Origin of the sequence: Candidatus Allofournierella excrementigallinarum, from assembly GCF_944388085.1 — a bacterium.
Taxonomy (GTDB): domain Bacteria; phylum Bacillota; class Clostridia; order Oscillospirales; family Ruminococcaceae; genus Allofournierella_A; species Allofournierella_A excrementigallinarum.
The window spans coordinates 16,647-41,724 of the sequence record NZ_CALXHK010000004.1 but is presented as its reverse complement, the minus strand read 5'-3'; the positions used below and the strand labels follow the sequence as shown (position 1 = coordinate 41,724).

Genomic DNA, 25,078 nt, shown 5'->3' with positions numbered 1-25,078 from the left:
AACTATGGTAGAACTGATACGGGCCGTCAACGGGGCGGTCAACGACTTTATCTGGGGCGTGCCGGCGATGGTGTGCATCCTGGGCGTGGGGCTGCTGCTCAGCGTGCGCACCCGCTTTTTGCAGATCCGCAAATTTCCCTATGCCATCCGCACCACCCTGGGGCGGATGTTCCGCAAGCGGGACGCGGCGGACGGGGCCATGACCCCCTTCCAGGCCGTGTGCACGGCGCTGGCCGCCACCGTGGGCACCGGCAACATCGCGGGGGTGGCGGGGGCCATCGCCATCGGCGGGCCGGGGGCGGTGTTCTGGATGTGGTGCTCGGCGCTGCTGGGCATGTGCACCAAGTTCTCCGAGGTCACCCTGGCGCTTCACTTCCGCGAGCGCAGCGCCGGGGGAAACTGGACCGGCGGCCCCATGTACTACATCAAAAACGGCCTGGGCAAGCGCTGGCAGTGGCTGGCGGCGCTCTATTCCCTGTTCGGCGTGCTCACGGTGTTCGGCACCGGCAACGCCACCCAGGTGAACACCATCGTCACCTCCATCGACGCGGCCCTTTTGCAGTACGGCCTGGCGGGCGAGGGCGCGCTGCCCATGCTCAACCTCATCGTGGGCGTCTTTGTGGCCATGCTGGTGGCCCTGGTGCTGCTGGGCGGCATCAAGCGCATCGGCAGCGTGGCCGAAAAGCTGGTGCCCTTCATGGCGCTGCTGTATGTGGCGCTGGCGCTGGGCGTGGTGGCGCTGAACTTCCAACGGCTGCCCGGCGTGCTGGCGGCCATCGTGGGCGGCGCCTTCCAGCCCCGGGCCTTCACCGGCGGCGTGGTGGGCAGCGTGTTCCTGAGCCTGAAAAAGGGCGTGTCCCGGGGCATCTTCTCCAACGAGGCGGGCCTTGGCACCGGCAGCATCGCCCACGCCTGCGCCGACACCAAAAAGCCGGTGAAGCAGGGCATGTTCGGCATCTTCGAGGTCTTTGCCGACACCATCGTCATCTGCACCCTCACCGCCCTGGTCATCCTGTGCAGCGGCACGCCGGTGCCCTACGGCGCCGAGGCCGGCGCCGAGCTCACCATCTCCGGCTTCACCGCCGCCTACGGCAGCTGGGTGTCGCTGTTCACCATGGTGGCGCTGTGCTGCTTTGCCTTCTCCACCATCATCGGCTGGGGGCTCTACGGTTCCACCTGCATCTCCTACCTGTGCCGCACCGAAAAGGTCATCCGGCCCTTCCTGGTGGTCTACTCCTTCGTGGCCATCCTGGGCGCAACCGTGGACCTGGGCCTTTTGTGGAGCATCGCGGACACCTTCAACGGCCTGATGGCCATCCCCAACCTCATCGCGCTGCTGCTGCTCAGCGGCACGGTGGCGCGCCTTGTGCGGGAGTTTTTTGCAGGCCAGGCCAAAGAAAGATCGAAGTAACGGGCAAAGCGGGGCCGCCCGGGCAAAATGCCCGGGCGGCCCGGTTTTGCCGGCGGGCCCTTTTCGCGTTTTTGCGGCGTTTTGCGCGGCGGCGGGATGGGGCCGGCCGGGGTTTGACGCAGGAGGGACGGGACCGTGGCGGAATATCAATATGTTTCATTGAGAGAAAAAAGCGAAATAAAAGAGCGGGCGGCGCAGTGGTTCCACAGCAAGTGGGGCGTGCCGGCAAAAGCCTATCTGGAATGCATGGACGCTTATTTGCGCGGCGAAACGGAATATGGCTGGTATCTCTGCCTGCGGGGCGGCCGGATCGTCGGCGGGCTGGGCGTGATCGAAAACGATTTCCACGACCGAAAGGACCTTGCGCCGAACGTGTGCGCCGTTTTCACAGAGGAGGGGCACCGCGGCCGGGGGATCGCCGGGAACCTGCTGCATCTGGCCGTGGAAGACATGCGGGCAAAGGGCATATCGCCGCTCTATCTTATCACCGACCATACCGGCTTTTACGAAAAGTATGGATGGGAATTCCTGTGCATGGTCCAGGGCGACGGCGAAGCCGGCATGACAAGGATGTACGTCCACAGGTAAACGGGGGCTTTCAAAAAAGCCGGCGGCCTTTTCCGTGGGCGCATAAGCGGCGCAAAAAAATTCTTGCGCGCCGCCCTTTGCGGCGCGCGTTTTTACAGGGTGTCCAGCAGAGGGATGACCGCGGAAAGGTCGGGCAGGATGGCCGCCGCCAGCGCCCGCAGCTCGCCGGTGGGCTCCATCAGGTCGGGAACCATCACCGCCTTGCAGCCCGCCGCCGCGCCGGCGCGGATGCCGTTGGGGCTGTCCTCCAGCACCATGCAGCGCTCCGGGGCCCTGCCCGCCAGCGCCGCGCCCTTCAGGAACACCTCCGGGTCGGGCTTGCCGTGCTGCACGTCGTCGCCGCACACAAGGCCCCGGAAAAAGCGCTCGACGCCCGCCCGCTTGAGATAGCCCTCGGTGATGACCCGGCGGGTGCTGGTGCACACCACCGCCGGCAGGCCCCGGCGCTCCAGCTCTTTCAAAAGCTCCACAAGGCCGGGCTTCTTGGGCAGGTCGTGCTCGTCCACCAGCCGGTCCATCACCACCCGGGCCTTGGCCTGGTAGTCGTCAAAGTCAAAGTCCGGGCCCAGCCGTTCCAGGCACACCTGCTTGCAGCCCGCCCGGTTGCAGCCCCGCATGGCCACCACCACGTCCAGGTTCACCGGCAGGCCCTCGGCCTCGGCGGTGGCGATCCAGGCCTCGGTCCACAGCCGCTCGGTGTCGAACATCAGGCCGTCCATGTCAAACAAAACCGCTTCGATCATACTTTCTCGTTCCTTTCCCGCTCCGTCACAGCGGGCCTTTCGCCCGCTCGTCGTCCTCGTCTTCGCCGCCCTTTTCCTCCATGGAAAGGCGGCCCAGCCCCAGGTCCCGGCGCAGGATGCTGCCCGCGCCGATGGCCCCCTTGCCGTATCTGCCCCGGATGGCGTCCAGGCTCTGTTCCAGCTTCTCCCGCCTCGGGTCGGGGCGGGGCGCGTCCTCCAAAAAGCTCTGCTGCACCGCCGCCGGCTCCTCGGTGATGGCCTGGGCCGTCACCGTGAGCATCCGCACCGGCTGGCCCTCCCGCCAGTTGGCCTGCATCAGCCGCCAGGCGGCCTCCGCCAGGTCCCGGCCCAGGTGGGTGCTCATGGGCAGCCGCGTCTGCCGGGTGATGGTTTTGAGGGAGGCGTCGCGCACCGTCAGCTGCACCGCCCCCGCCCACAGGCCGTGGCGGCGCAGGCGGGCGGCCACCTCGTCCGAGAGGGCCCACAGCGCCGAGCGCACCTCGGCGGCGCTGGCAAGGTCGCGGGGGAAAGTGCGCCCGCTGCCCACGCTCTTCACCGGCTCCTTTTCGCCCCACAGGCGCACCGGCGCGTCGTCCAGGCCCCGGGCATAGCGGCTCAATGTGCGCCCCAGCTTGCCCAGGGCCGCCGCCAGCGCCTTTTCGTCCGCCGCCGCCAGGTCCCCGATGGTGGAAATGCCCATGCCCGCCAGCTTTTCGGCGGCGCTGCGCCCCACGAAAAGCATGTCCCGGGCCGGCAGCGGCCAGAGGACGTCTTTGAAGTTTTCCCGGGTGATCAGGGTGGTGGCGTCCGGCTTTTTGTAGTCGCTGCCCAGCTTTGCGAACACCTTGTTGAAGCTGGCCCCCACCGAGATGGTCAGGCCGGTGGCCTCGCGCACCTCGGCCCGCAGCCGGTCCGCCAGCGCCTTGGGGCTTTGGGCGAACAGCTGCCAGGAGCCGGTCACGTCCAGCCAGCTTTCGTCGATGCTGAAGGGCTCCACCCGGTCGGTGAAGCGGCAGTAGATCTCGTTGATGACCTTGTAATAATGGACATACCGCTCCCGGTGAGGCTCCAGCAGCACAAGGTCCGGGCACTTGCGCTTTGCCTGCCAGATGGCCTCGGCGGTCTTGACCCCCATGGCCTTGGCGGGCTCGTTTTTCGCCAGGATGATGCCGTGGCGGCTGGCCGGGTCGCCGCACACCGCCACCGGTTTGCGGCGCAGTTCCGGGCGGGTGAGCAGCTCCACGCTGGCGTAAAAACTGTTGCAGTCGCAGTGCAGCACCCATCGCTCGGCCATCTCTTCCGCCCCCTTTGCCACATCCAGTATACCACAATGGCTGCGCCTGTGCTATAATGGCAGGCATGGAAAGGAGCGTGTGTCCCATGCCGTTTACACCGTACCAGCTGTTGTGGTACTTTTTCATCTACGCCTTCCTGGGCTGGTGCCTGGAGGTGGTGTTCTGCACCGTCAACTCCGGCCGGTGGGTCAACCGGGGCTTTCTGAACGGGCCGGTCTGCCCCATCTACGGCACAGGGATGTGCATCGTGCTGCTGGCGCTGGAACCGCTGAAGGGCAGCGCCCTGCTGCTCTTCCTCGGTTCCATGGTGCTCACCAGCGCGCTGGAGCTGGCCACCGGCTTTGTGCTGAAAAAGGCCTTCCACACCAGCTGGTGGGACTATTCCGACCAGCCCTTCAACGTCGGGGGCTACATCTGCCTGAAATTCAGCCTTGCCTGGGGCCTCGCCGGCATGGCGGCGGTGCGGCTGCTGCACCCGCCCATCGCCCGGCTGGTGGACCGCCTGCCCCACGCGGCGGGCTGGGCGCTGCTGGGGGTCTTCGGCGCGCTGCTGGCAGCGGACCTGGCGGCCACGCTGGTCACGCTGGCGGGCCTCGAACGGGATCTGCGGGAGCTGGAAAAGCTGGGCGCGGCCCTGCGCCGGGGCAGCGACGCGGTGAGCAGGGAGCTGGGCGACGCGGCCCTGGCCGCCGACGAAAAGCTGGCCGAGGGCCGGCAGGCCCTGCCCGGCCGCATCGCCGACCTGGAAGCGCGGCGGGACCTTTTGCGGGCGGCGATCACCGACCGGCGGCTCTTCGGCGCGCGGCGGCTTCTGCGCGCCTTCCCCGGCATGCGCAACCTGCGCCACCGGGAGGTGCTGGAGGCCCTGAAGGCGGAGCTGGAGGAAAAGCTGCGCCGCTGAAAAGAAAAAAGGCTGGGCCCTGCAAGCGCGGGGCCCAGCCTTTTTGCACCGTCACAGTTTTTTGAACGCCCCGGCGCCCTGCCCGCACACCGGGCAGGCAAAGCCGGCGGGCAGCTCCTCGCCCTCGTAGACATAGCCGCACACCGAGCACTGCCAGCGGCCGGCGGCGGGGGCCGGCGCGGCGGCCTGGTAGCTGCTGGCCTTGGGCGGGGTCAGGCCCTTCTTCACCTGGTGGTAGTAGGCGTAGGTCATGGAGGGCTCTTGGGAGAGGGTCTCGGCGTCCTCCACCTCGGCGATGAACAAAAGATGGCTGCCCGCGTCCACCGTCTCCTTCACCCGGCACACCAGCGCCGCGTTCACATGCTCCGCCGGGCAGGGCAGCGCCTTGAACTCCACCGCTTTGAGACCCTCGAACTTGTCCTCGTCCCGGCTGGAGCGGAAGCCGAACCGCCCGATCAGCTCCATGGGGGCGCTTTCGGCCAGCACCGACACGGCGAACCGCCCGGCGCGCTGCACCGCCCCGGCGGTGAAATTCTCCTTGTTGACGGCCACCATCACCTGCACCGGCGCGGCGGTCACCTGGGTCACCGTGTTCACCACGCAGCCCACGCCCCGGCCGCCGTCCACCGTGGTGATGACATACAGCCCGCAGCTGAGTTTGTAAAGCGCTGTCATATCCATTGTTCTGCCGTCCTTTCTACAAAACAGGAATTATTACTGCTTATAGTATACCCCTTGTCCGCCCGCCTGTCAAGCGCGGCGCCGGCGGCCCAGAAGCTGCATCATGATGCCGGCGACGCCCTGGAAGTTGAAGGCGCACACGCCCACGGTGATGAGGACGCACCACAGCGGCCAGTAGGGGGTCTGGAAGATCATCAGCCCGGCCTCGGCCAGCACCATGGCCAGGTTGAGGGAAAGGCGCAGGGGCGCAAAGTCGATGGCCAGCAGGCCCCGGGTGTTCACCGCCCGCAGGATAAAGACCACGAAGTAGCTGAGGAAACTGGCCAGGGTCACGCCCACGGGGCCCATCACCGGGATGAACAGCCAGTTGAGCAGGCAGTTGACCACCGCGCCCGCCAGCATGGTGTAAAGGGAGAGGGTGCTGCGCTTTTCCACCATGTAGATGCTGTTGAGGAACTGGTTCAGGCAGCTGAACAAAGTGCCGATGGCCAGCATGGGCACGAACTGCCAGGCGTCGAAGAAGTTCGATTTGAAGATGAACATCAGCGGGCGGCACAAAAGGATGATGCCCGCGCAGCAGCAGAAGAGCAGGCTCTGGTAAAGGCCGAACACCCGGCTGAAGAACCGCTGGCGGCCTTCCAGCTCGGTCACGGCGGACAGCTGCCACGCCTCATAGAAGATGGTGCCCAGCACCGACAGGATGGTGGGCAGAAAATAGCCCACGCCCAAAAGGCCGGTCCAGTATTCGCCGGCCTTGCCTTTGTAGCCGTCGCACATGGCCTGCACGAAGAACAGGTCGCTGGCGTTGATGACCCAGAAGCTGATCTGGGCGGGCACCATGGGCAGCGAGTAGGCCAGCATCTGCTTCCACAGGGCCGTGGAGTGGAAACGGGGCCGCAGATACCGCCCCAGCCCGGCGATGCAGAAGACGAACAGGGCGCTCAAAGCGTCCGAGCAGATGATGGCCAGCACATAGCCTCTGGCCCCCATGTGGAAGCCGGAGAGGAACAGGATGGTGAAGCCCAGGTTGGTGGCGCTGCACAACACGCCGTCCACCGCCACCAGCCGGTTCAGCTGGCGGCTGCGCACGAACTGGGTGCACCAGGTGCGCAGGCAGCTCACCAGCACATGGACATAAAGGAAGGGGGCGTAGTCCGCGAACAGCGGGATGAACCGCAGAAGGGGATAGCAGCACAGCATGATGGCAAAGCCGGCGAGGATGGTGAGCAGGCCGTCGGTGAACACCGCGCCCTTCTTCACCTTTTCGTCCAGGCCGAAGCGGATGATGGCGTAGCTCACGCCCATGCTCACCAGCGGGATGAGCAGCGAGCCGATGTTCTGCACCAGCTTGGTGATGCCCACCTCTTCCACCTGGCCCATGGCGAAGGTGATGTAGGGCTGCAGCACGATGCTGAGCAGCTTTGCCGAAAAGTTGCTGATGGCGAACAAAAGGGTGTTGTTCGCCAGGCGTTTGTATTTGGCGTCCAAAGGGATCTTCCTTTCCGTGGGTGGTGCGCGCTCAGCGCGGGCTTCGCAAAAGGGCCCGGCGGGCCTTGTAGTCCGGCAGGATGCTTGCCACCAGCGCCCAGAACCCGGCCTGGTGGTCCGGATGCACAAAGTGGCAGTACTCGTGCACCACCACATACTCAATGGCCTCGGGGGGCTGCAGCGCCAGCCGCGCCGCCAGGGTGATCTGCCGCCTGGCCGGGTGGCAGCTGCCCCAGCGGGTGCGCATGTCCCGCACCTTTATCACCGGCTTTTGGCCCCCCAGCACCTTCTCGAACCGGGGGTACACCCCGTCGCTCACCTCTTTAAAAAGGGCGAGGCACTGGTCCTTTTCCGGCGGGGCCAGGGCCGCCCGGGCGGCTTCGGCGGCCTTGTGCCGGGCCAGGGCCTTTTGCACCCAGCCGGCGTGGGCGGCCACAAAGGCGTCCACCGCCGCGGCGCTCACCCCGCGGGGGGCGCTCACCCGCACGCTGCCGTCCGGTGCAAGGCGCAGGTTCAGGTTCTTCACCCGCTTGCGGGTGAGGGCATAGTCCACGCCGCCCGCGCGGCGCAGTTCCGCTTTTTCCACGGCGGCGTCCGCTCCTTTTCTTTTCCTCAAAACAGGGCATGCTAACCTATCGTGCCCATCCATTGTAGCATGTTTTTTCCTCCTTTTGAACGCGAAAAGCAAAACTCACAAAAAATTCATTCAAACCTTGGCGCTAATTTTGCGCCCGGTCGTATTGACAGCCACTATATGTAGGTGCCATAATGTTTTAAGTAGCGTTTTCACCCCAAAATACAGAGAATGACCAGACGGCGCGCATGGGGGGCCGACAAAGCGCGAAGCAAGGCGCCAAGCCGGGTCAGGAGGAGTTTGCATCATGATCAAAAGCGTTATCAAGCGGGATGGCCGCGTGGTTTTGTTCGACGAGGGCAAGATCGCGGCCGCCGTGCTCAAGGCCCTGGAGGCCGCCGGCGAGGGCGACGCGCGGGAAGCGGCCCGCGTGGCCAACAAGGTGACCCGCCATCTGGAGGTGGACTGCGGCGAGGAATCCCCCCAGATCGAGCAGATCCAGGACGCGGTGGAGACCGGCCTGATGGAGTGCGGCCACGACGAGGCGGCCAAAAAGTACATCCTGTACCGGGCCAACCGCACCCGCATCCGCGAGGCGAACACCAGCCTGATGAAGACCATCGACGAGATCACCAACGTGGACGCCCGCATCAGCGACATGAAACGCGACAACGCCAACATCGACGGCAACACCGCCATGGGCAGCATGCTGCAGATCGGCACCGCCGGCGCCAAGGCCTACAACGCGGCCTACCTGCTCACCCCCGAGCAGGCCAAGGCCCACGCCGAGGGCGACATCCACATCCACGATTTCGACTTCTATTCCCTCACCACCACCTGCACCCAGATCGACATCCTGCGCCTGTTCCACGGCGGCTTTTCCACCGGCCACGGCTTTCTGCGCGAGCCCGCCAGCATCGGCAGCTACGCGGCGCTGGCGGCCATCGCCATCCAGTCCAACCAGAACGACCAGCACGGCGGCCAGTCCATCCCGAACTTCGACTACGGCATGGCCGAGGGCATCCGCAAAAGCTTTGCCAAGCTCTACCGCAAAAAGCTGGCCGAGGGCGTGGAGGACCTGCTGGATTCGGAGGACGAGAGCGCCCTGGCCGAGACGGCGGTGAACAGGGCCGCCGACGAGCTGGGCATGCCCCCCCGCATCGAGGTGAAGGCCGGCGAGTTTGACGCCATCGTGGCCCAGGCTCTGGAAGAGACCAGCGCCCTTTCCGCCGGGGAGGCGCAGCGCATCGTGGCCACCGCCCGCCGCCGCGCCTGCAGGCAGACCGACCGGGACACCTACCAGGCCATGGAGGGCTTTGTGCACAACCTGAACACCATGCACTCCCGCGCCGGCGCCCAGACGCCCTTCAGCAGCATCAACTACGGCACCGACACCTCCCCCGAGGGCCGCATGGCCATCCGCAACATCCTGCTGGCGGAGGACGCGGGCCTGGGCCACGGCGAAACGCCCATCTTCCCCATCCACATCTTCAAGGTCAAGGAGGGCGTCAACTACAACGAGGGCGACCCGAACTACGACCTGTTCAAGCTGAGCATGAAGGTCAGCGCCAAGCGGCTGTTCCCGAATTATGTGTTCCTGGACGCGCCCTTCAACCTCCAGTACTACAGGCCCGGCCATCCCGAGACCGAGGTGGCCACCATGGGCTGCCGCACCCGTGTGATGGGCAACGTCTACGACCCCGACCGCCAGATCAGCTACAGCCGGGGCAACCTGTCCTTCACCTCCATCAACCTGCCCCGCCTGGCCATCCTGGCCGGCCACGACGAGGCGGTTTTCTACAAAAAGCTGGACGCCATGCTGGAGCTGGTGGCAAAGCAGCTGCTGGACCGCTATGAGATCCAGGCGGCCAAGCGGGTCTACAACTTCCCCTTCCTGATGGGCCAGGGCGTCTGGCTGGACAGCGACGCCCTGGGCCCCGCCGACGAGGTGCGGGAGGTGCTGAAGCACGGCACCCTCTCCATCGGCTTCATCGGCCTGGCCGAGACCCTCACCGCCCTCTACGGCCACCACCACGGCGAGAGCGAGGAGATGCAGAAGAAGGGCCTGGAGATCGTGAAGCACATGCGCGACTTCTGCGACAGAAAGAGCGCCGAGATGAAGATGAACTTCACCCTGCTGGCCACCCCGGCGGAGGGCCTTTCCGGCCGCTTTACCCGCATGGACAGAAAGCGCTTCGGCTCCATCCCCGGCGTCACCGACCGGGAGTACTACACCAACAGCTTCCACATCCCCGTGTGGTTTGCCATCTCCGCCTACGACAAGATCCAGAAGGAAGCGCCCTACCACGCCCTCACCAACGCCGGCCACATCAGCTATGTGGAGCTGGACGGCGACACCGCAAACAACCTGGAGGCCTTTGAAAGCGTGGTGCGCTGCATGCACGACGCGGGCGTTGGCTACGGCAGCATCAACCACCCCGTCGACCGCGACCCCGTGTGCGGCTATGTGGGCGTGATCGGCGACGTGTGCCCCCGGTGCGGCCGGCGCAGCGGCGAGGCCCTCAGCCCCGAAAAGCTGGCCGAGCTTCGCAAGAAATACCCCAGCGTGCCCGCCTTCTGCGGGTGCGAATGAACCCCCTTTGAAAACGCGGGGCGAACGCCCGGTGTTGCCGGCGCAACATGCGGCGGGCGCTGAACGTGATATAATAACGATAACGATTTTCAAAAGACCGGGAAAGGTCCAAGGAGGAAACATCATGGCTGCAATGCAGAAACAATCCGTCGTGGGCAAGGACGTCCCCTTCGAGCGCATCCGCCGCATCACCGGCTATCTGGTGGGCACCATGGACAAGTGGAACGACGCCAAAAAGGCCGAAGAGCGCGACCGGGTGAAGCACCTGTAATGCTGAGGGTCGCAGGCTGTGTGGCCGACAGCATCGTAGACGGCCCGGGGCTGCGGTTCACCGTGTTCTTCCAGGGATGCCCCCACCACTGCCCGGGGTGCCACAACCCCGAGACCTGGGCCTTTGAGGGCGGGCGGGAATGCACCCCCGGGGAGCTGGCGGCGCTGGCGAAAAAAAGCCCCCTGTGCAAAGGCGTCACCCTCTCCGGCGGCGAGCCCTTCGCCCAGGCGGGGGAGGAAATGCTGGAATTCGTGCGCCTTTGCCGCGCCGCGGGCTTTGAGGTGGCCGCCTACACCGGCTACACCTTCGAGCAGCTGCTGGCGGGCACCGAGGCCCAGAAAGCCCTGCTGCGCCAGCTGGACACCCTCATCGACGGCCCCTTCCTGCAAAGCCAGTGCAGCCTGGAGCTGCGCTTTCGGGGCAGCCGCAACCAGCGCATCCTGAACGTGCCGGCAAGCCTTGCCGCCGCCTCCCCCGTGTGGGAGACCGGCGAGCGCTGGGTGGGCGGGCACGAATAAGAGGACCAACGGGCCGCTTTTTGAAAAAAACGGCCCGTTTTTTGTTGGTATTTACAGTTTCGATACAACTTGTTGCCGACACCTTGGGCGCAGGTGTGGCATACTGTTAGGGGGCCCGGGGCCCGTTTGCAGAAATAAGGAGGAATCACACCTATGGCACACATCCTGATCGTGGAGGACGAGGCGCATATCGCCCAGATGATCGAGGCCACCCTGTCGCTGGGGGGCTACACCAGCGAGATCTGTTCCGACGGAGAAAAGGCGGTGGAGCGCATCTTTGCGGGCGGCTTCGATCTGGTGCTGCTGGACGTGATGCTGCCGGGCCTGGACGGCTTCGCCGTGATGGAGCGGGTGGCCAGCCAGGGCACGCCGGTGATCTTTCTGTCCGCCATGCAGCAGGTGGCGGACAAGGTGCGGGGGCTGCATCTGGGGGCCGAGGACTACATCGCCAAGCCCTTCGAGGCGCTGGAGCTGCTGGCGCGGGTGGAGGTGGCCCTGCGCCGCCGGGGCAAGGGCCGGGAGGTGCTGGAATACGGCGACATCCGCCAGGACCTGGGCAGCCACACCGTCACCCTGAAGGGCGAGCCGGTGGCCCTTTCGCCCAAGGAGTTCGAGCTGCTGCGGGTGTTCTTGCAGAACCGGGACCTGGCCCTCAGCCGGGCAAAGCTGCTGGCCCTGGTGTGGGGCTATGAGTTCGAGGGCGAGAGCCGCACGGTGGACATCCACGTGCAGCGGCTGCGCCAGAAGCTGCATCTTTCGGAAAAACTGGTCACCCTTCCCCGGGTGGGCTACCGATTGGAGAGCTGACAGATGAAACTCTGGCAGAAAATTTTTCTGTCCACCCTGGCGCTGACCGTCGCGGTCACCAGCCTTTTGAGCCTGCTTTTCCTGCTTTCGAGCCGCAGCTCGCTGTGGGAGCGGGAAAACCAGCGCGCCCTGGTCCAGCAGCAGTCGCTGGCCAGCCTCGTCAAGACCGGCGTGGTCAGCCAGCGGCTGCAAAGCGGCAAGGTGCGCCTTTCGGCGGAAGAAGCGGACGATGCCGCCGCCGCGGTGCTGGCAAGGCAGGAGGCGGACGGGTATCTCGTTGCCAGCCGCCTTTTGCGCCGCGGCGCCGGCGAGTGGAGCACCGTCGCCGGCGCCAGCTACGACGGGCTGATGGACGCCGCCGCTTTGCAGGGCGACGAATACGCCGACCCCGCCCTCACCTACTCCCGCACCTTCCGCCGGGAAGGGCGGCTGCATCTTGCGCTGAACGCCCCCCTCTCGCTGGAACAGACGGACTACCGCCTTCTGTGCATCTTTGACGTGTCGGAGGTGGAGGGCATCCTGCGCCGGCAGGCGGCCACCGCCCTGGCCCTCAGCGCCGCCGGCAGCCTTGCCGCCGCCGGCGCGCTGCTGGTGGTGGTGCAGGGCCTTTTGCGCCCGCTGAACGTGCTCAGCCGGGCGTCGAGGCGCATCGCCGCGGGAAACTATTCCGAGCGCATCCGCCTTTCCGGCTCCGACGAGCTGGCGGACCTTGCCCAGGACATGAACCGCATGGCCGAGGCGGTGGAAAGCCGGGTCACCCAGCTGGAGCAGGCCGCCGAGGACCGCAGCGCCTTTATCGCCAACATGGCCCACGAGATGAAAACGCCGCTGACCAGCATCCTGGGCTTTGCCGACCTTTTGTATCTGCAAAAGGACGTGCCGGACAAAAAGCGCATGGAGTACGCCGGCATCATCGTGGAGGAGACAAAGCGCATGCGCTCGCTCTCCGGCAAGCTGATGGAGCTTTTGAACGTGGGCAGCCAGAACCTGGTGTTCACCCCCGAGCCTCTGGCGGACGTGATGAAGGAGGTGGCCGCCGCCATGGAGCCGGTGCTGGCCAGCTCCGGCCTCACTTTGCAGCAGGTGTGCGAGGAGGGGATGTTCCTGATGATGGACCGGGAACTGTTCAAATCGCTGCTTTACAACTTCATCGACAACGGCCGCAAGGCCAGCCCCGAGGGCAGCCGCATCCAGATGCTGGCCCACCGCCAGGGCGGCCAGGCGGAGATCATGATCCGGGACTACGGCCAGGGCATCCCCGAAAAGGAGCTGGAAAAGGTGCGCCAGCCCTTTTACATGGTGGACAAGTCCCGCAGCCGCAAGGCCGGCGGCGCGGGGCTGGGCCTGGCCCTGTGCGAGGAGATCTGCCGCATCCACAAGGGGGCCTTCGCCATCGACAGCCGGGTGGGCAAGGGCACCCTCATCACCCTGCGCTTTCCGCTGGCCGCCCCGCCCGCGCCGGGGCGGGAGGCCGAAGCATGAGCGGGCGGCGCATCCGCCGGCCCCCGGCGGGCACGGCGGCCCCCGCCCGCGCCCCCCGTCAGAAAGACAGGGCGCGCCGGGTGCAGCAGCGGGTGCTGGCCGCCGGCGGAGCCATCCTGCTGGCGGGCGCCGCGGCCACCTTCCTTCTGGAAGGGGCGGTGCTGGCCCCCCGGCGGCAGGTGCAGGAGCAGCCGGCCCTGCCGGTTTACAGCGCGGTGGGCCAGCGCACCGACGACGTGAGCTTCTGGCCCTGGACTTTCTACGCCGAGCAGGCCGGGCAGACGCCCGCTTTGTTCCCGATGGAGGGCGACGCCTACACAGCCGAGATGCTGACGACGCTCATCAACGCGCTGCTGGGCGGCGGGGTGGAGATGGAGACCTCCTCCGTGGCGGTGGAATCCTATGCCGGCGCCCGCTCTGGCTGCCAGTATCTGCGCGACCTGCCGGTGCGCTGGACGCCGCCCGGCGGCGGCGAAGCCGAAAACCTTGTCCTGAACATGGGCTACGGCAGCGGCAGCGACCCCGCCCTGACCTTCGGCGTGGCGGTGAGCTTTGCGGTGAAACCGGCGGACCAGGCCCCCACCGAGGCCCAGCTGGAGGCGGCCTACCGCCAGGTGCTGCTGGACCTGTATTTCCAGTGCGGCGCGGCGGGCTGGCTGCTGGACGCCGCCGCCTCCGAGATCATGGAAGCAACTCCGCTCCCGGCGGATGCGGCTTCCTCCTTGCAGGACGAGGCAGGCGCGCCCGCGGCCTCGCCTGCCCTTGATGCAGCCGGCAGCAGCCTGGACGGCGACGCGGCGCGCAGGCTGCAAAGCGCCGCGCAGATGCCCCTGGAAAGGATGCTGGGCCAGCTCGGCGGGCCGTTGGCGGCGCTGGCGGGCCTCGACGAATTCGTTCTGCAATGGCCGGCGGGCCTCGGGCCGGACACCGCCCTCTGGCCGGTGGAGAACTCCCCCGACCCGGCGGCGCTGGCCGCCGGCGCCCTCAGCGAGGAGGACACCCGCAAGCTGGAGCAGCGCCTCCAGCAGCAATACGCCGAATACGGTATGGAGCTGCAGGTGGTCACCCTGTCGGACAGCGTGCTGGTGCTTTTCTCCTCCGGCGCCACCCTCGGCTTTTACTACGACCCGGTGCTGGAAGCCTGGTCCGGCTTTGCCGTCCAGTGACCGCGCTTGCAAAAAGGAGGCCGCGCCCTCCGGCGGCGTTTTCCGCCCGCCGGGCAAACCACAGGAAAGGAGGCCCCGAACCCATGGAAAAGCGCTCTGCGCCCCGGCGCGCCACCCTGGCCTTTGTGGGCTGCTGCGCGGGGGTGCTGGCGGCGGGCATGGCCCTGGTGGGGGCGGCGGGCCTTTCCACCCCCGGCCGCCAGGTGGGCAGCCGCCCCGCCCTTCCGGTCTACAGCGCCCTGGGCGCCGAGAGCGCCGACGTGCAGTTCTGGCCCTGGCAGCTTTGGGAGGAGGCGAAAAACACGGAAAACGGCGCTTACTTCTGGCAGGAGGCCTCGGGCGAGCTGGCCGCCCCCTGGCTGAACCTTTTCGACTGGGGCATGGGCCAGGGGGCGAACGCCAGCAGCGGCCGGGTCTACATGGCCCTGCCGGAGGATGGCGACTGCCTCTATGTGCGCGCCATCCGCTTCACCGACACCCCGCCCCAGATCGCCGGCCTTTCCACCCCCAATGCCGTGCAGCAGGAGCTGACGGCGGAGTTCGCCGCCGGCTACCGCTCCAGCGGGTTTGCGGTGAGCTGCCTTGTCTATGCCGCCGACGGCTACCAGGACCTGCCCGGCGACTGGCAGGAGACGGCGGTGCAGCGCTGCCGGGAGGAGCTGCTCTATCTGTTCAACCTCTCCAACGACGACCAGCGCGTCCAGCTCTATCACCGGCTGAACAGCATGCTCACCCCTTTCCCCTGGGCGCTGGAGGACGCCTCCTTCCCCCTGGGTTCGCTGGAGAACTATTGGCAGGGCATGGGCCGCGACCAGCTGGCCGGCATGCTGGGCGGCTTGCAGGGCATGGTGCGCTCGGCCCAGTACAACAGCCTTGTGCTCTACAGTGACGGCGGCTGGCAGGAGCCGGGGGAAAGCTGGGGCTGCCTTTACAACCACCAGCCCCTTTATGCCGACCCCATGCCCGGCGAAGCGGAGCTGGCCCGGGTGCTGGCCGACGTCTCCCTGGACGTGCAGATCGTGCCGCTGGAAAAGCAGGTGATGGTGCTTTTCGGCTGGTACGGCGGCAACCTGGCGGTCTACTACGACCCGGTGCTGGACTGCTTTTCCGGCTACGCTTTGCAGCAGTGAGGGGCCGCCCCCCTGCATTTTTTGCAGTTTTTCTGCGAGATGTTTACAGTTTCGATACCTCTTTTTGCAGACTTTGCGCCCCCTTTGGCGCGATACTTGTCTTGCGGCGGATGACCGCCGCGGGAGACTATCGCATCAGAGGGGGTCATTTTATGAGCACGCGCGTCATCCGCACCGCCGCCGCACTGCGGCCTGCCGGGGAGTGGGAACAGGCCATTCCCCTGCCCGCCTGGAGCCCGGTGGAGGAGGCCGCGCCCATCCGCCGCCCCCCGGAGCGCCAGCGTCAGGTCTACCGGGCCCCCGCGCCCGCGCCTCGCCGCCGCCGGCGCAAGCGCCGCCTTGCCGGCGTGCTGCTGCGGCTGGCGGTGCTGGCCCTCTGCGGCTGGGCACTGCTGCGGGTGCTGAGCGAGGCAAAAGGCGCGCTGGCGGCGGGCGTGCACCGGGCCGAGGCCCTCTTTTCCATCGCCGCCGGCTGGGGCGTGGACGCGCCCGAGGACGCCGGCGTGCTGAAGGTGGAGCCGGTGCTGCAAAACCCCGCTTTGCCCAACGGCTGCGAGGCGGCCAGCCTGGCCGCCCTGCTGCGCTACGCCGGGGTGGAGGCGGACGCAGTGGAGCTGGCCATGGAGTGGATCCCCCGCCAGGAATTCACCTGTTCCGGGCCGGACCGCCTGGGCCCCGACCCCAATGAGGCCTACGCGGGCGATCCCACCAGCGCCTCCGGCGGCTGGTACTGCTTCGCCGGCCCGGTGGTGGAGGGCGCGAACCGCTATCTTGAAGCCACCGGCAGCCCCCTGCGGGCGGAGGACCTCACCGGCGCAGGGTTTGCCGAGCTGGAAAAGCGGCTGGCCAAGGGCCAGCCGGTGGCGGTGTGGTTCACCCAGGACTATGAAGACCCCCGCAGGAACGAAAACTTTACCTGGACGCTGCCTTCGGGCGAGCGGTACGTCCCTTACGGCAACCTCCACTGTCTGGTGCTGGCCGGGGTGGAAGGAGGCGACTGCCTGCTGGCGGACCCGCTTTCCGGCAGCACCCGGGTGGACAAAGACGCCTTCGAGCGCATCTACACCGCCATGGGCAGCCGGGCGCTGGCCGTGGGCTGAGCGAAAAAACGGGAAGGCCGCCTTTGCCGCCTCATCATAACGAAAGGCCCGGACGGGGGAAAACCCCGTCCGGGCCTTTTGCGGAAAACACGCAGGTTCAGTTGAAGGTGGTGCGCCCGAAGAGGCGCCGCACCTGCCCCGCCAGCGCCCGGTGTTCCGGGGCGGTGAGGGCGGGGTCCGCCTTCAGCAGCCCGGCGGCGCTGGCGTGGGCCGCCGCCAGGGTGCGGGTGTCGGTGGTGAGGCTGGCCAGCCGCAGGGTGGGCAGGCCGTGCTGCCGGTCCCCGAAAAAGTCGCCGGGGCCCCGGTGCTCCAGGTCGTATTTCGCAATGGCGAAGCCGTCCTGGGTGGAGCAGAGGAAACGCAGCCGGTCCCGCACGGCCTCGCCGCCGTGGTCGCTCACCAGGATGCAGAAGCTTTCCGCCGCCCCCCGGCCCACCCGGCCCCGCAGCTGGTGCAGGGCCGACAGGCCGTAGCGCTCGGCGTTTTCAATTACCATCACGGTGGCATTGGGCACGTCCACCCCCACCTCGATGACGGTGGTGGAGACAAGGGCGTCCAGCCTGCCGGCCTTGAAGTCCTCCATCACGGCGGCCTTCTCCTTCGCCTTCAGCCGCCCGTGCATCAGCCCCACCCGCCGACCCGGCAGCAGGGCCTTGGCCACCTCGGTGTAATAGGTGGTCACCGCCGCCAGGTCCCCGGCGCTTTCCGCGCCGCTCTCCTCCACCAGCGGGCAGACGATGTACACCTGCCGCCCGGCGGCGATCTGCTTTTCCAGAAAGCCGTACATGGCCCTGCGCTTTTCGCCGCCCACGGCGTAGGTCTTCACGGCCTTGCGCCCGGGGGGCAGTTCGTCCAGCACCGAGATGTCCAGGTCGCCGTAAACAAGCAGCGCCAGCGTGCGGGGGATGGGGGTGGCGCTCATCACCAGCACATGGGGCTGGGCGGCCTTGCCCGCCAGCAGGCCCCGCTGGCGCACGCCGAAGCGGTGCTGTTCGTCCACCACCGCAAGGCCCAGCGCCTTGAACTGCACCCCCTCGCCGATGACCGCGTGGGTGCCCACCACAAGGCCGGCCTCCCCCGCCGCGATGGCCGCCAGCGCGGCGCGGCGCGCCGCCGCCTTCATGCCGCCGGTGACGAGCGCCACCCGCACCCCGAAGGGGGAAAGCAGCCGGTGGAAGGTCTCGGCGTGCTGGGCGGCCAGGATCTCGGTGGGGGCCATCAGGGCGCTCTGCCAGCCGTTTTTGTAAGCGGTGAACACCGCCGCCGCCGCCACCAGCGTCTTTCCGCTGCCCACGTCCCCCTGCAAAAGCCGGTTCATGGGGGCGGCCTTTGCCATGTCGCCGCAGATCTCCCCCGCCGCCCGCCGCTGGGCCCCGGTGGGGGCAAAGGGCAGGCTCGACCAGAAGGGGCCAAGGTCGGCGGGTTTCATCACCGCGCCAGCCTTCGCCGCGCCCCGGCTGCGCAGAAGCCCCAGGCCCAATTGCAGGGTGAACAGCTCGTCGAACACCAGCCGCCGCCGGGCCGCCTGGGCGGCGGCCATGGAAGCGGGGCGGTGGATGTCCCGCACGGCCTGCCAGCGCCCCGGCAGCTTGAAGCGGGTCAGAAAGTCCGGCGGCAGGAACTCCTCCAGCGGCTGGGCCTCCTCCAGCGCCCGGGCCACGCAGCGGGCGATCTGCCCGCTGCCAAGGCCCTCCGTCTGGGGATACACCGCCGCCAGCGGCGTTTTTTCCACCTGGGCGGGGGTGCGCACCGTGGGGTTCGCCATCTCCCGCCGCGTCAGGGTGCCCCGCACCCGGCCCTCAAAAAAGTATTCCTCCCCCACCCGCAGGCTGTCCGCCGCGAAGTGGGTGTTGAACCAGGTCAGGGTCAGCGCGGCGCTGTCGTCCCCCGCCAGCACCTGCACCATGGTGCGCCCGCCGGGCAGGCGCACCGCGCCCCGCTTGGAATACACCGCCGCCTTCACCACCGTGTCGGCGTCGAAGGGGGCGGCGGCCACCGGGGCGGGGTTTGAATAGTCCACATACCGCCGGGGATAAAGCCCCAGCAGGTCCTCCACCGTGGCTACCCCCAGCCTTGCGAACTTCTCGGCGGTCTTGGGGCCCACGCCCTTGAGGTACTGCACCGGTGTGTCCGCCCGCATGGCCCATGGCCCCCTTTCCCATCCTTTTGTTTATTATAGCATAAATTCCTGCCCGCAGGGGGTCGAAAAAATCCCGCCCGGCCTGTTCCGGTGCGGCGGCATATGCTATAATTCTTTCATAAGCGGAACAAAAGGGGGCGGCGACGGGATGAGCGCGGACGAACGGCTGCTGGAATTGCTGGAACAGGACCCGGAAGCGGGCCTTGCCGCCCTGATGGAGCGGTACGGCGGGGCGGTGCGCGCCGCGGCGGCCCGCCGCCTCTCCAACGAGGAGGATGTGCGGGAGTGCGTCAACGACGTGTTCGCGCAATTCTATTTCCAGCGCGCCCGGTTCGACGCCGCCAAAGGCTCGCTGAAAAACTGGCTGTGCACCCTGGCGGCGCGCCGCGCCGCCGACCGCCGCCGCGCGTTGCTCCGGCGGCAGGCGGACCCGCTGCCCGAGGCCCTGCCCGCCGCCGGGGCCCCCGACCCGGACGAACGGCTGGACGTGGAAAACGCCCTGGCCCGCCTGCCAAAGGAAGAGGCGGCCCTTCTGCGCATGCGGGCCGCGGGGCTCACGGTGCGCCAGATCGCCCGGGCGCTGGACGAGCCCTATGAAACGGTGAAAAAGCGCCAGCAGCGCAGCCTTGCCAAGCTGCGCAAACTGCTGCTCACCGGCCTGGTGCTGGCCCTGGCGGCCCTGCTGGCGGCCTGCGGCTACCTGCTGCTGCGCTACTTCGGGGTGCTGCCCGGCTACGGCGTGAACACCCGGGCCGACGCGCCCTTCCACACCCTGGCCGCCCCCGCCGAAGGGGAGGGCCGCATGGCGGCCCTGCGGATCGAGGACGCCCTCTGGTGGCAGGAGGGCCTTGTGCTGGACGTGCGGCTGGAAAAGGGCCCCGACGCGGCGGACCGGGTGGTCACCCTGCCCGACGGCGGCGAGTACACCGTCCTCTGGCAGACCAGCCTCGTGGGAGACCTGACCCTGCGCTGGGGCGAACAGGAGGAGATGTATGGCACGGTCGTCACCGACGCGGCCCGCTCCACCAAAGACTGCCTGGCGATGGAGCTGGTGTTCACCGGCCTGCCCGCGCCGGAAGAGGGGAAGGGGCCGGTGGAGGCCGTGCTCTGCTGCGGCGGGCTGGAGATCCCCTTCACCCTTGCCGCCGCCAGCGAGGCTTCGCCGGAGGAATACGCCTACGCCCTGGGCGAGCTGGGCGGGGTGCTGGCCATCCCGTCCCGAAGCGGGCAGGGGGGCGCGGTGGAACTTTACCCCCTGAACGGCGAGGCCTTCTCGGTGGAGCCCTGGATGGTCCTCAGCTCCTTTATGGACCCGGCCCCCGGCGCGGTCACCCTCACCGGGGCGGACGGCTCGGTGCACGAGGGCACGCCGGCGGGCTTCAACCCCTACGGCACCTCCCTCTATTCCCGCTGGGAGTTCGGCAGCCTGCCCGCCGGGGAGTACACCCTCTCGCTGCCCTATCTGCTTTTGAGCGCGCCGCTGCCCGAAACGTTCGTCCTGCCCCTGCCCGAGGGGGACGGCCTTGTGCTGGAAGCGCCCGGCGGCAGCCTCACCGCCCATGTGAGCCGCCAGCCGGGCCGCCTGGCCGCCGCTGAGCCGGAGCCGGGGGCGGAGGCTTTCTACATCACCTTTGACGCGGCCCCCCGGCGGGAGGACCTGGCCCTGGCGGGCGTCTGGCTGGAGGCCGGGACCGACGGCCTGCCCGAACCCACCGCGAACGGCCCGTGGTCCAGCTGCGTCACCCTGCCGGACGAAAGCGGGGCCTGGGCGGGGCTGGGGCTGCAGGTCTCCCCCGACGCCGTGAAACAGGGCTGCCACCTCGCGCCCGGCATGCAGGGCCGCATCACCTGGAAGTGGGCCTGGCCGGTGGAACTGACCGTGCATCTGCCCTGAGCCGCATCGGCTGCCGCCCTCCGCGCATTTTTGCGCGGAGGGCGGCTTTTTTGTCCCCTTTTGCACCGCGCGGGCGAATTATTTAAAAAGCAAAACGCTTTGCGCTTTGGAAAACAACAGGAGGAGAGATACCATGCTGTTTGGCAAAAAGGAAAAAATGCCCCCGGAACAGCGCCGGGAGATGGTGCAGGCCATTGAAAAGCTCATCGACGCGGGCAAAAGCGAAGAGGCCTTCCGACTGACGAAGACGCTGGAAAAAGAGGACGCCGACGCGGCGGGGCTGGCCATGGCCTATTTTTACTTCATGGGCGAGAACGTGCGGGAGGACTACAACGCCGCCGCCCGCAGCGCCCAGCGCTACCTGCGCATCGAGCCGGAGGACGCCCTTGCCTGGAACCGGCTTGGCAGCGCCTATATGCTGCTGGGCGATTATGCCCAGGCCGCCCCGGCGCTGGAAAAGGGGTACCAGCTGGGCAACATCGAGGCCGGCACCCTGCTGGCCAACGTCTGCAAGATCCAGGCCGACAGGCTGCGGGGCGACGCCGCCGGCACCCTCAACGCCCGCTCCTTCGGGCGAGCCAACGGCCAGGCCATGACCCTCTACACCAAGGTCATCCTGCTGGGCGAGGCCATCGGCGCGGCCCACCCGGGCATGATGAACGATGCCGACTGGCAGGGCTATGGCCGCGCCTTCGACATGATGTACGCCCTGGCGCTGGGCGGCGAGACCAGGAGCTTCCGAGTCAGCGGCAACGCCTTTTCCACCTATGCCTCTGTGGCCAGGGCCTTCGAGGCGGGCCGGGACGACAGGGCCGGCCAGGGGGTGTGGCTGGCGGCGGCCGTGCGGGGCTGCGCCCTGATGGAGGCCGCGGGCTACAAGGCCATGGCGGAGTACTTCCGGGCCGCGCTGTGCCTTGACGCGGTGGATTTTTCCAAATCCGGCAAAATGCTGGCCGCCGCCAAGTGGCATCTGGACAGGGCCGCCGAGCTGAACGGCACCCTCACCGCCGAGCAGAAAGCGGAGTACCCCAACGATTTTGCCGACTACCGCCAGCAATACCAGCAGTACCTCCGGCGCTACGGCAAGGCCATGGAGGCCCAGCTGAAGGCGGGCCAGCTGCCGGACCTGGCCGGAGAGTATCCCGCCGGCGCCGCCCCCGCGCCCCAGAGCTGCGCGCTCTTTATGAAGGACGTCGAGGCGCTGCAGAGCGGCGCCCCGCTGCCCGGCGCGCCCAAAAAGAAGGGCTTTTTCGGCCTGTTCGGCTGAAGAAAAGGGGGTCCGGGTATATATGGTCTCTCTCATCGTTCCCTATTTCCTCACCTTTTTGGGCCTGATGGTGGATTCCGCCCACGACTTCCCCGCCTTTGCCGTGGTGTTCACGGCGGCGGGCGTTCTCTGGACGGCGGGCCGGGGCCTGGCCAAAGAGAGCGGCGGCAAGGCCATTGCCCTCATGGTGGCCGGCCACGGGGCGATCTGGCTGCTGTTCAAATTCAAGCCCGAAATGCTGGGCGCGGCCATCGGCATCGTCATCGGCCTGGCGTTCGCGGTGCCGGTGGCGCTGATCGGCTGGAGCGTCATCATCCGGCCTCTGTTCTTCGGCGGCTCCTCCGCGCCCGCCTTCCGGGGCGGGGCGGAGGATGCGGCCGGGGGAGGCCGTGGCACGCTGCCCAACATCATCTTCGACGATTCCAACGCCCGCTGGCAGCTGCGCCACCGCAACGGCGACGGCAGCGCCGTCTATTACAGCGACGACGGGCGGGAGGTGCTCATCCACCTGAACTACGTCAGCGGCACCACCGCCAACACCGGCGAGGGGACCTTCCACTGGTATTGAAACAACGCGGGCCCGGCCTTTTGAAAAAGGCCGGGCCTTCGTTTTTTTGATCAAAAAACTGACAAAAAAGGAAAATTTTGTCCCCATCCGCACCTTTTCGGCGAATCCAGTTATAAAGCGGCCTGCTGTGGGCTGAAAGGGGTGCGCGGATGAGGGACGAGGAATTGCTGGAGCTGTTCCGCGCCGACCCGGAAAACGGGGCGGCGGCGCTGGTGGAGCAGTACCGCTATCTTTTGTGGGGCGTGTGCTCCCGCCGCCTGCAGGACCCGGAAGACGCCTGGGAGTGCGTTTATGAGGCGCTGGCCGATTTCTGCCTGCAATGGAAGCGGTTTTCCCCCGAGAAGGGCAGCGTGAAAAGCTATCTTGCCGCCATCGCCGACCGCCGCGCCCTGGACCTTTACCGCAAGAACCAAAACTGGGAGCGGGCGCGCCAGGCTGCGGCGCGCAGCGGCGGCGGGGCAGAGCGGGAGGGGGAGGTCTCGCTGGAGGAATGGCTGCTGGGCGAGCTGGCGGAAAAGGAGCGCACCATCGTCTGGCTTCGCTGTGTGCGGCGGATGAGCTACGCCGAGATCGCCCGCGCCCTGCGCCTGCCCTACGAGCAGACCCGCAAGTGCGGCTACCGGGGGCTGAAAAAACTGCGCAGCCGGCTGGAGCGCATTGCCAGGGAATAACAAAACAAAAAGGCGGCAGGCACATTCCGTGCCTGCCGCCTTTGGATGTTTTACGGGCTTATTCCACGCCGATCATGTAGTAGTAGACCGGCTGGCCGCCGTTGATGAGGGTGACCTCCACGCTGTCGCCCACCTTGGCCTGCACCAGTTCCAGGGTGCGCTGAGCTTCTTCCTCGCTCACGTCGCAGCCGCTGATGAGGGTGATGAAGCTGGTGTCCTTCTTCACCATGCTGCGGGCCAGGCGGTAGGTCATCTTGGAGATGTCGGTGCCGATGTTCACGATCTTGCCGTTCTCCATGGCCATGATGTCGCCCTTCTTGATCTTGTGGCCGTCAAAGTCGCTGTTGCGGGCGGCGAAGGTCACAAGGCCGGTGCTCACCCGGCCGGCGGCCTCCATCATGGCGATGGAGTTCGCGTCGGCGTCGGCGTCCGGGTCGAAGCTGAGCATGGCGGTGATGCCCTGGGGGATGGTGCGGGTGGGCAGCACCACCACCTTGCGGTCGGCGATCTTCTGGGCCTGCTCGGCGGCCATGATGATGTTCTTGTTGTTGGGCAGCACGAACACGGTGCCGGCGGGCACGCTCTGCACCGCGGCCAGGATGTCCTCGGTGGCGGGGTTCATGGTCTGGCCGCCGCTGACCACGGCGTCCACGCCCAGGTCCGTGAACACGGAGGCCAGGCCCTCGCCGGCGGCCACGGCCACAAAGCCGAAGGCGCGCTCGGGGTCCACCGCGGCGTAAGGGTAAGCGGCGGCGGGCGCCTGTTCGGCGGCCTTCTGCTTCTCCAGGCCCTTGCCCTGCTTCTGGCGGGCCAGGAACTGCTCGTGCATGTTCTCGATCTTGAAGCCGGTGAGGTAGCCGTAGCGGATGGCCTCGGACAAAATCTTGCCCGGGTCGGCGGTGTGCACGTGGCAGTTGGCCACGTCGTCGTCCTCGATCACCACAACGCTGTCGCCGTTGGACTCCAGGAAGGCCCGCAGTTTTGCAATGCTGGCGCCCTCGTCCTTGTTCACCAAAAACTGGGTGCAGTAGCCGTTCTTGATGTCCTCCACCTTCATCAGGTCGTCGGTGAACACGCCCTTGCCGGCGCCGGCGGTGGAGAGCTTTGCCTTGTTCTGGGCCGCTTCCTCGCACTGCACGGGCGCCCCGCCCTCGAACACGATCTGCATGCCCTCGAAGATGACCATCAGGCCCTGGCCGCCCGCGTCCACCACGCCGGCCTTTTTCAGCACCGGCAGCTGGTTGGGGGTGTTGTCCAGCGCGCGCTGGCCGGCGCTCATCACCAGTTTCCACAGCTCCACCACGTCGGCGATGCCGGAGGCGGCGGCCTCTTCGCTGGCGATGCGGGCCACCGTGAGCATGGTGCCCTCGGTGGGTTTCATCACGGCCTTGTAGGCGGCTTCCACGCCCTTGTGCAGGGCGGACACCACGTCGGCGGCGTCGGCGGCCTTTTTGCCGTCCAGCGCTTTGGCAAAGCCCCGGAACAAAAGGCTGGTGATAACGCCGGAGTTGCCCCGGGCGCCCCGAAGCATCGCGCCGGCGGCGGCCTTGGCGGCCTCGCCCACGGTGCAGTCGTCGCCCATGGCTTCCAGCTCGGCGCGGGCTGCGCCCACGGTCATGCTCATGTTGGTGCCGGTGTCGCCGTCCGGCACGGGGAAGACGTTCAGCTCGTCCACACGGGAGCGCTGGTTGGAAATGTTGTTGGCGCCGGAGAGGATGGCGTCACGCAGGATACGACCAGTAATCATACAGTACACCTCAACGTCAAAGTTATGGGTCCCGCCCTCCACG

21 protein-coding genes and 1 pseudogene are annotated in these 25,078 nt (G+C 67.3%); 15 read left to right on the top strand and 7 right to left on the bottom strand.

Features of this window, described 5'->3' with window-relative positions; genetic code table 11:
* Positions 1-4 precede the first annotated feature (4 nt).
* Complete coding sequence (locus ACH2AT_RS01395; protein WP_394962915.1) at positions 5-1,411, top strand: alanine/glycine:cation symporter family protein; 1,407 nt, start codon at positions 5-7, stop codon at positions 1,409-1,411.
* Positions 1,412-1,546: 135 nt separating this feature from the next.
* Positions 1,547-1,999, top strand: a complete 453-nt coding sequence (locus tag ACH2AT_RS01390) for a GNAT family N-acetyltransferase (protein WP_394962913.1) — start codon at positions 1,547-1,549, stop codon at positions 1,997-1,999.
* Between the two features lie 92 nt (positions 2,000-2,091).
* On the opposite strand, the gene ACH2AT_RS01385 is transcribed toward ACH2AT_RS01390, so the two are convergent.
* Both ACH2AT_RS01385 and dinB read right to left on the bottom strand, forming a co-directional pair.
* A complete protein-coding gene (locus ACH2AT_RS01385) occupies positions 2,092-2,742 on the bottom strand; it encodes an HAD family hydrolase (RefSeq protein ID WP_394962911.1) in 651 nt (216 codons plus the stop codon).
* A 25-nt stretch (positions 2,743-2,767) separates the two neighbouring features.
* Positions 2,768-4,036 carry a DNA polymerase IV gene (gene dinB, locus ACH2AT_RS01380; RefSeq protein ID WP_394962909.1) on the bottom strand — a complete coding sequence of 423 codons (1,269 nt, stop codon included), beginning with the start codon at positions 4,034-4,036 and terminating at the stop codon, positions 2,768-2,770.
* Positions 4,037-4,122: 86 nt separating this feature from the next.
* On the opposite strand from dinB, the gene ACH2AT_RS01375 reads away from it, so the two are divergent.
* Positions 4,123-4,938: a hypothetical protein gene (locus ACH2AT_RS01375; RefSeq protein ID WP_394962907.1), complete on the top strand. Its 816-nt coding sequence runs from the start codon at positions 4,123-4,125 to the stop codon at positions 4,936-4,938.
* 51 nt (positions 4,939-4,989) lie between these two features.
* Here the strand turns inward: ACH2AT_RS01375 and ACH2AT_RS01370 are convergent, their stop codons facing one another.
* From ACH2AT_RS01370 to ACH2AT_RS01360, 3 genes are all read right to left on the bottom strand, one after another.
* A complete protein-coding gene (locus tag ACH2AT_RS01370) occupies positions 4,990-5,619 on the bottom strand; it encodes a flavin reductase (protein ID WP_394962905.1) in 630 nt (209 codons plus the stop codon).
* Between the two features lie 69 nt (positions 5,620-5,688).
* A complete protein-coding gene (locus ACH2AT_RS01365) occupies positions 5,689-7,107 on the bottom strand; it encodes a lipopolysaccharide biosynthesis protein (protein ID WP_394962903.1) in 1,419 nt (472 codons plus the stop codon).
* Positions 7,108-7,138: 31 nt separating this feature from the next.
* Positions 7,139-7,693 carry a M48 family metallopeptidase gene (locus ACH2AT_RS01360; protein ID WP_394962901.1) on the bottom strand — a complete coding sequence of 185 codons (555 nt, stop codon included), beginning with the start codon at positions 7,691-7,693 and terminating at the stop codon, positions 7,139-7,141.
* Between the two features lie 295 nt (positions 7,694-7,988).
* Here ACH2AT_RS01360 and ACH2AT_RS01355 point away from each other — a divergent pair, with 295 nt between their 5' ends.
* From ACH2AT_RS01355 to ACH2AT_RS01320, 8 genes and pseudogenes are all read left to right on the top strand, one after another.
* The gene (locus ACH2AT_RS01355) at positions 7,989-10,274 is read left to right on the top strand and encodes an anaerobic ribonucleoside triphosphate reductase (protein WP_394962899.1); all 2,286 of its coding nucleotides are present in this window, start codon (positions 7,989-7,991) and stop codon (positions 10,272-10,274) included.
* A 163-nt stretch (positions 10,275-10,437) separates the two neighbouring features.
* Positions 10,438-10,545: pseudogene (gene nrdD / locus ACH2AT_RS01350) on the top strand (anaerobic ribonucleoside-triphosphate reductase); the annotation flags it as partial.
* The gene (gene nrdG / locus ACH2AT_RS01345; RefSeq protein WP_394962897.1) at positions 10,545-11,063 is read left to right on the top strand and encodes an anaerobic ribonucleoside-triphosphate reductase activating protein; all 519 of its coding nucleotides are present in this window, start codon (positions 10,545-10,547) and stop codon (positions 11,061-11,063) included. The pseudogene nrdD and the gene nrdG, both read left to right, overlap by 1 nt.
* A gap of 153 nt (positions 11,064-11,216) precedes the next feature.
* Positions 11,217-11,870: a response regulator gene (locus ACH2AT_RS01340; RefSeq protein ID WP_177522638.1), complete on the top strand. Its 654-nt coding sequence runs from the start codon at positions 11,217-11,219 to the stop codon at positions 11,868-11,870.
* A gap of 3 nt (positions 11,871-11,873) precedes the next feature.
* Complete coding sequence (locus tag ACH2AT_RS01335) at positions 11,874-13,352, top strand: ATP-binding protein (protein WP_394962895.1); 1,479 nt, start codon at positions 11,874-11,876, stop codon at positions 13,350-13,352.
* Positions 13,349-14,518 (top strand): hypothetical protein, encoded by a 1,170-nt coding sequence (locus ACH2AT_RS01330; protein ID WP_394962893.1) that lies wholly within the window; start codon positions 13,349-13,351, stop codon positions 14,516-14,518. The genes ACH2AT_RS01335 and ACH2AT_RS01330 overlap by 4 nt, the downstream gene beginning before the upstream one ends.
* Positions 14,519-14,601: 83 nt before the next feature.
* Entirely contained in the window at positions 14,602-15,648 is a 1,047-nt protein-coding gene (locus ACH2AT_RS01325; protein ID WP_394962891.1) for a hypothetical protein, read from the top strand.
* 152 nt (positions 15,649-15,800) lie between these two features.
* Positions 15,801-16,748: a C39 family peptidase gene (locus ACH2AT_RS01320; protein WP_394962889.1), complete on the top strand. Its 948-nt coding sequence runs from the start codon at positions 15,801-15,803 to the stop codon at positions 16,746-16,748.
* Between the two features lie 97 nt (positions 16,749-16,845).
* Here ACH2AT_RS01320 and recG read toward each other — a convergent pair whose 3' ends face one another.
* The gene (gene recG, locus ACH2AT_RS01315; RefSeq protein ID WP_394962887.1) at positions 16,846-18,888 is read right to left on the bottom strand and encodes an ATP-dependent DNA helicase RecG; all 2,043 of its coding nucleotides are present in this window, start codon (positions 18,886-18,888) and stop codon (positions 16,846-16,848) included.
* 148 nt (positions 18,889-19,036) lie between these two features.
* Between recG and ACH2AT_RS01310 the strand changes: the two genes are divergently transcribed.
* From ACH2AT_RS01310 to ACH2AT_RS01295, 4 genes are all read left to right on the top strand, one after another.
* Positions 19,037-20,782 (top strand): RNA polymerase sigma factor, encoded by a 1,746-nt coding sequence (locus ACH2AT_RS01310; protein WP_394962885.1) that lies wholly within the window; start codon positions 19,037-19,039, stop codon positions 20,780-20,782.
* Positions 20,783-20,915: 133 nt separating this feature from the next.
* Positions 20,916-22,049: a hypothetical protein gene (locus tag ACH2AT_RS01305; protein ID WP_394962883.1), complete on the top strand. Its 1,134-nt coding sequence runs from the start codon at positions 20,916-20,918 to the stop codon at positions 22,047-22,049.
* A gap of 22 nt (positions 22,050-22,071) precedes the next feature.
* On the top strand, positions 22,072-22,617 hold the full coding sequence (locus tag ACH2AT_RS01300; RefSeq protein WP_394962881.1) for a hypothetical protein: 546 nt from the start codon (positions 22,072-22,074) through the stop codon (positions 22,615-22,617).
* Between the two features lie 149 nt (positions 22,618-22,766).
* Entirely contained in the window at positions 22,767-23,288 is a 522-nt protein-coding gene (locus ACH2AT_RS01295) for an RNA polymerase sigma factor (RefSeq protein WP_394962879.1), read from the top strand.
* Positions 23,289-23,346: 58 nt separating this feature from the next.
* Here the strand turns inward: ACH2AT_RS01295 and ACH2AT_RS01290 are convergent, their stop codons facing one another.
* Positions 23,347-25,035, bottom strand: coding sequence for a DAK2 domain-containing protein (locus tag ACH2AT_RS01290; protein WP_394962877.1), 1,689 nt, complete (start codon positions 25,033-25,035; stop codon positions 23,347-23,349).
* Between the last annotated feature and the right edge of the window lie 43 nt (positions 25,036-25,078).

Coding starts and splice junctions, on each gene's coding strand:
- dinB (WP_394962909.1), bottom strand. CDS start 4,036: ATGGCCGAGCGATGGGTGCTGCACTGCGACTGCAACAGTTTTTACGCC.
- ACH2AT_RS01305 (WP_394962883.1), top strand. CDS start 20,916: ATGCTGTTTGGCAAAAAGGAAAAAATGCCCCCGGAACAGCGCCGGGAG.
- ACH2AT_RS01300 (WP_394962881.1), top strand. CDS start 22,072: ATGGTCTCTCTCATCGTTCCCTATTTCCTCACCTTTTTGGGCCTGATG.
- ACH2AT_RS01375 (WP_394962907.1), top strand. CDS start 4,123: ATGCCGTTTACACCGTACCAGCTGTTGTGGTACTTTTTCATCTACGCC.
- ACH2AT_RS01325 (WP_394962891.1), top strand. CDS start 14,602: ATGGAAAAGCGCTCTGCGCCCCGGCGCGCCACCCTGGCCTTTGTGGGC.
- ACH2AT_RS01330 (WP_394962893.1), top strand. CDS start 13,349: ATGAGCGGGCGGCGCATCCGCCGGCCCCCGGCGGGCACGGCGGCCCCC.
- ACH2AT_RS01310 (WP_394962885.1), top strand. CDS start 19,037: ATGAGCGCGGACGAACGGCTGCTGGAATTGCTGGAACAGGACCCGGAA.
- nrdG (WP_394962897.1), top strand. CDS start 10,545: ATGCTGAGGGTCGCAGGCTGTGTGGCCGACAGCATCGTAGACGGCCCG.
- ACH2AT_RS01395 (WP_394962915.1), top strand. CDS start 5: ATGGTAGAACTGATACGGGCCGTCAACGGGGCGGTCAACGACTTTATC.
- recG (WP_394962887.1), bottom strand. CDS start 18,888: ATGCGGGCGGACACACCGGTGCAGTACCTCAAGGGCGTGGGCCCCAAG.
- ACH2AT_RS01370 (WP_394962905.1), bottom strand. CDS start 5,619: ATGGATATGACAGCGCTTTACAAACTCAGCTGCGGGCTGTATGTCATC.
- ACH2AT_RS01295 (WP_394962879.1), top strand. CDS start 22,767: ATGAGGGACGAGGAATTGCTGGAGCTGTTCCGCGCCGACCCGGAAAAC.
- ACH2AT_RS01290 (WP_394962877.1), bottom strand. CDS start 25,035: ATGATTACTGGTCGTATCCTGCGTGACGCCATCCTCTCCGGCGCCAAC.
- ACH2AT_RS01385 (WP_394962911.1), bottom strand. CDS start 2,742: ATGATCGAAGCGGTTTTGTTTGACATGGACGGCCTGATGTTCGACACC.
- ACH2AT_RS01335 (WP_394962895.1), top strand. CDS start 11,874: ATGAAACTCTGGCAGAAAATTTTTCTGTCCACCCTGGCGCTGACCGTC.
- ACH2AT_RS01320 (WP_394962889.1), top strand. CDS start 15,801: ATGAGCACGCGCGTCATCCGCACCGCCGCCGCACTGCGGCCTGCCGGG.
- ACH2AT_RS01340 (WP_177522638.1), top strand. CDS start 11,217: ATGGCACACATCCTGATCGTGGAGGACGAGGCGCATATCGCCCAGATG.
- ACH2AT_RS01355 (WP_394962899.1), top strand. CDS start 7,989: ATGATCAAAAGCGTTATCAAGCGGGATGGCCGCGTGGTTTTGTTCGAC.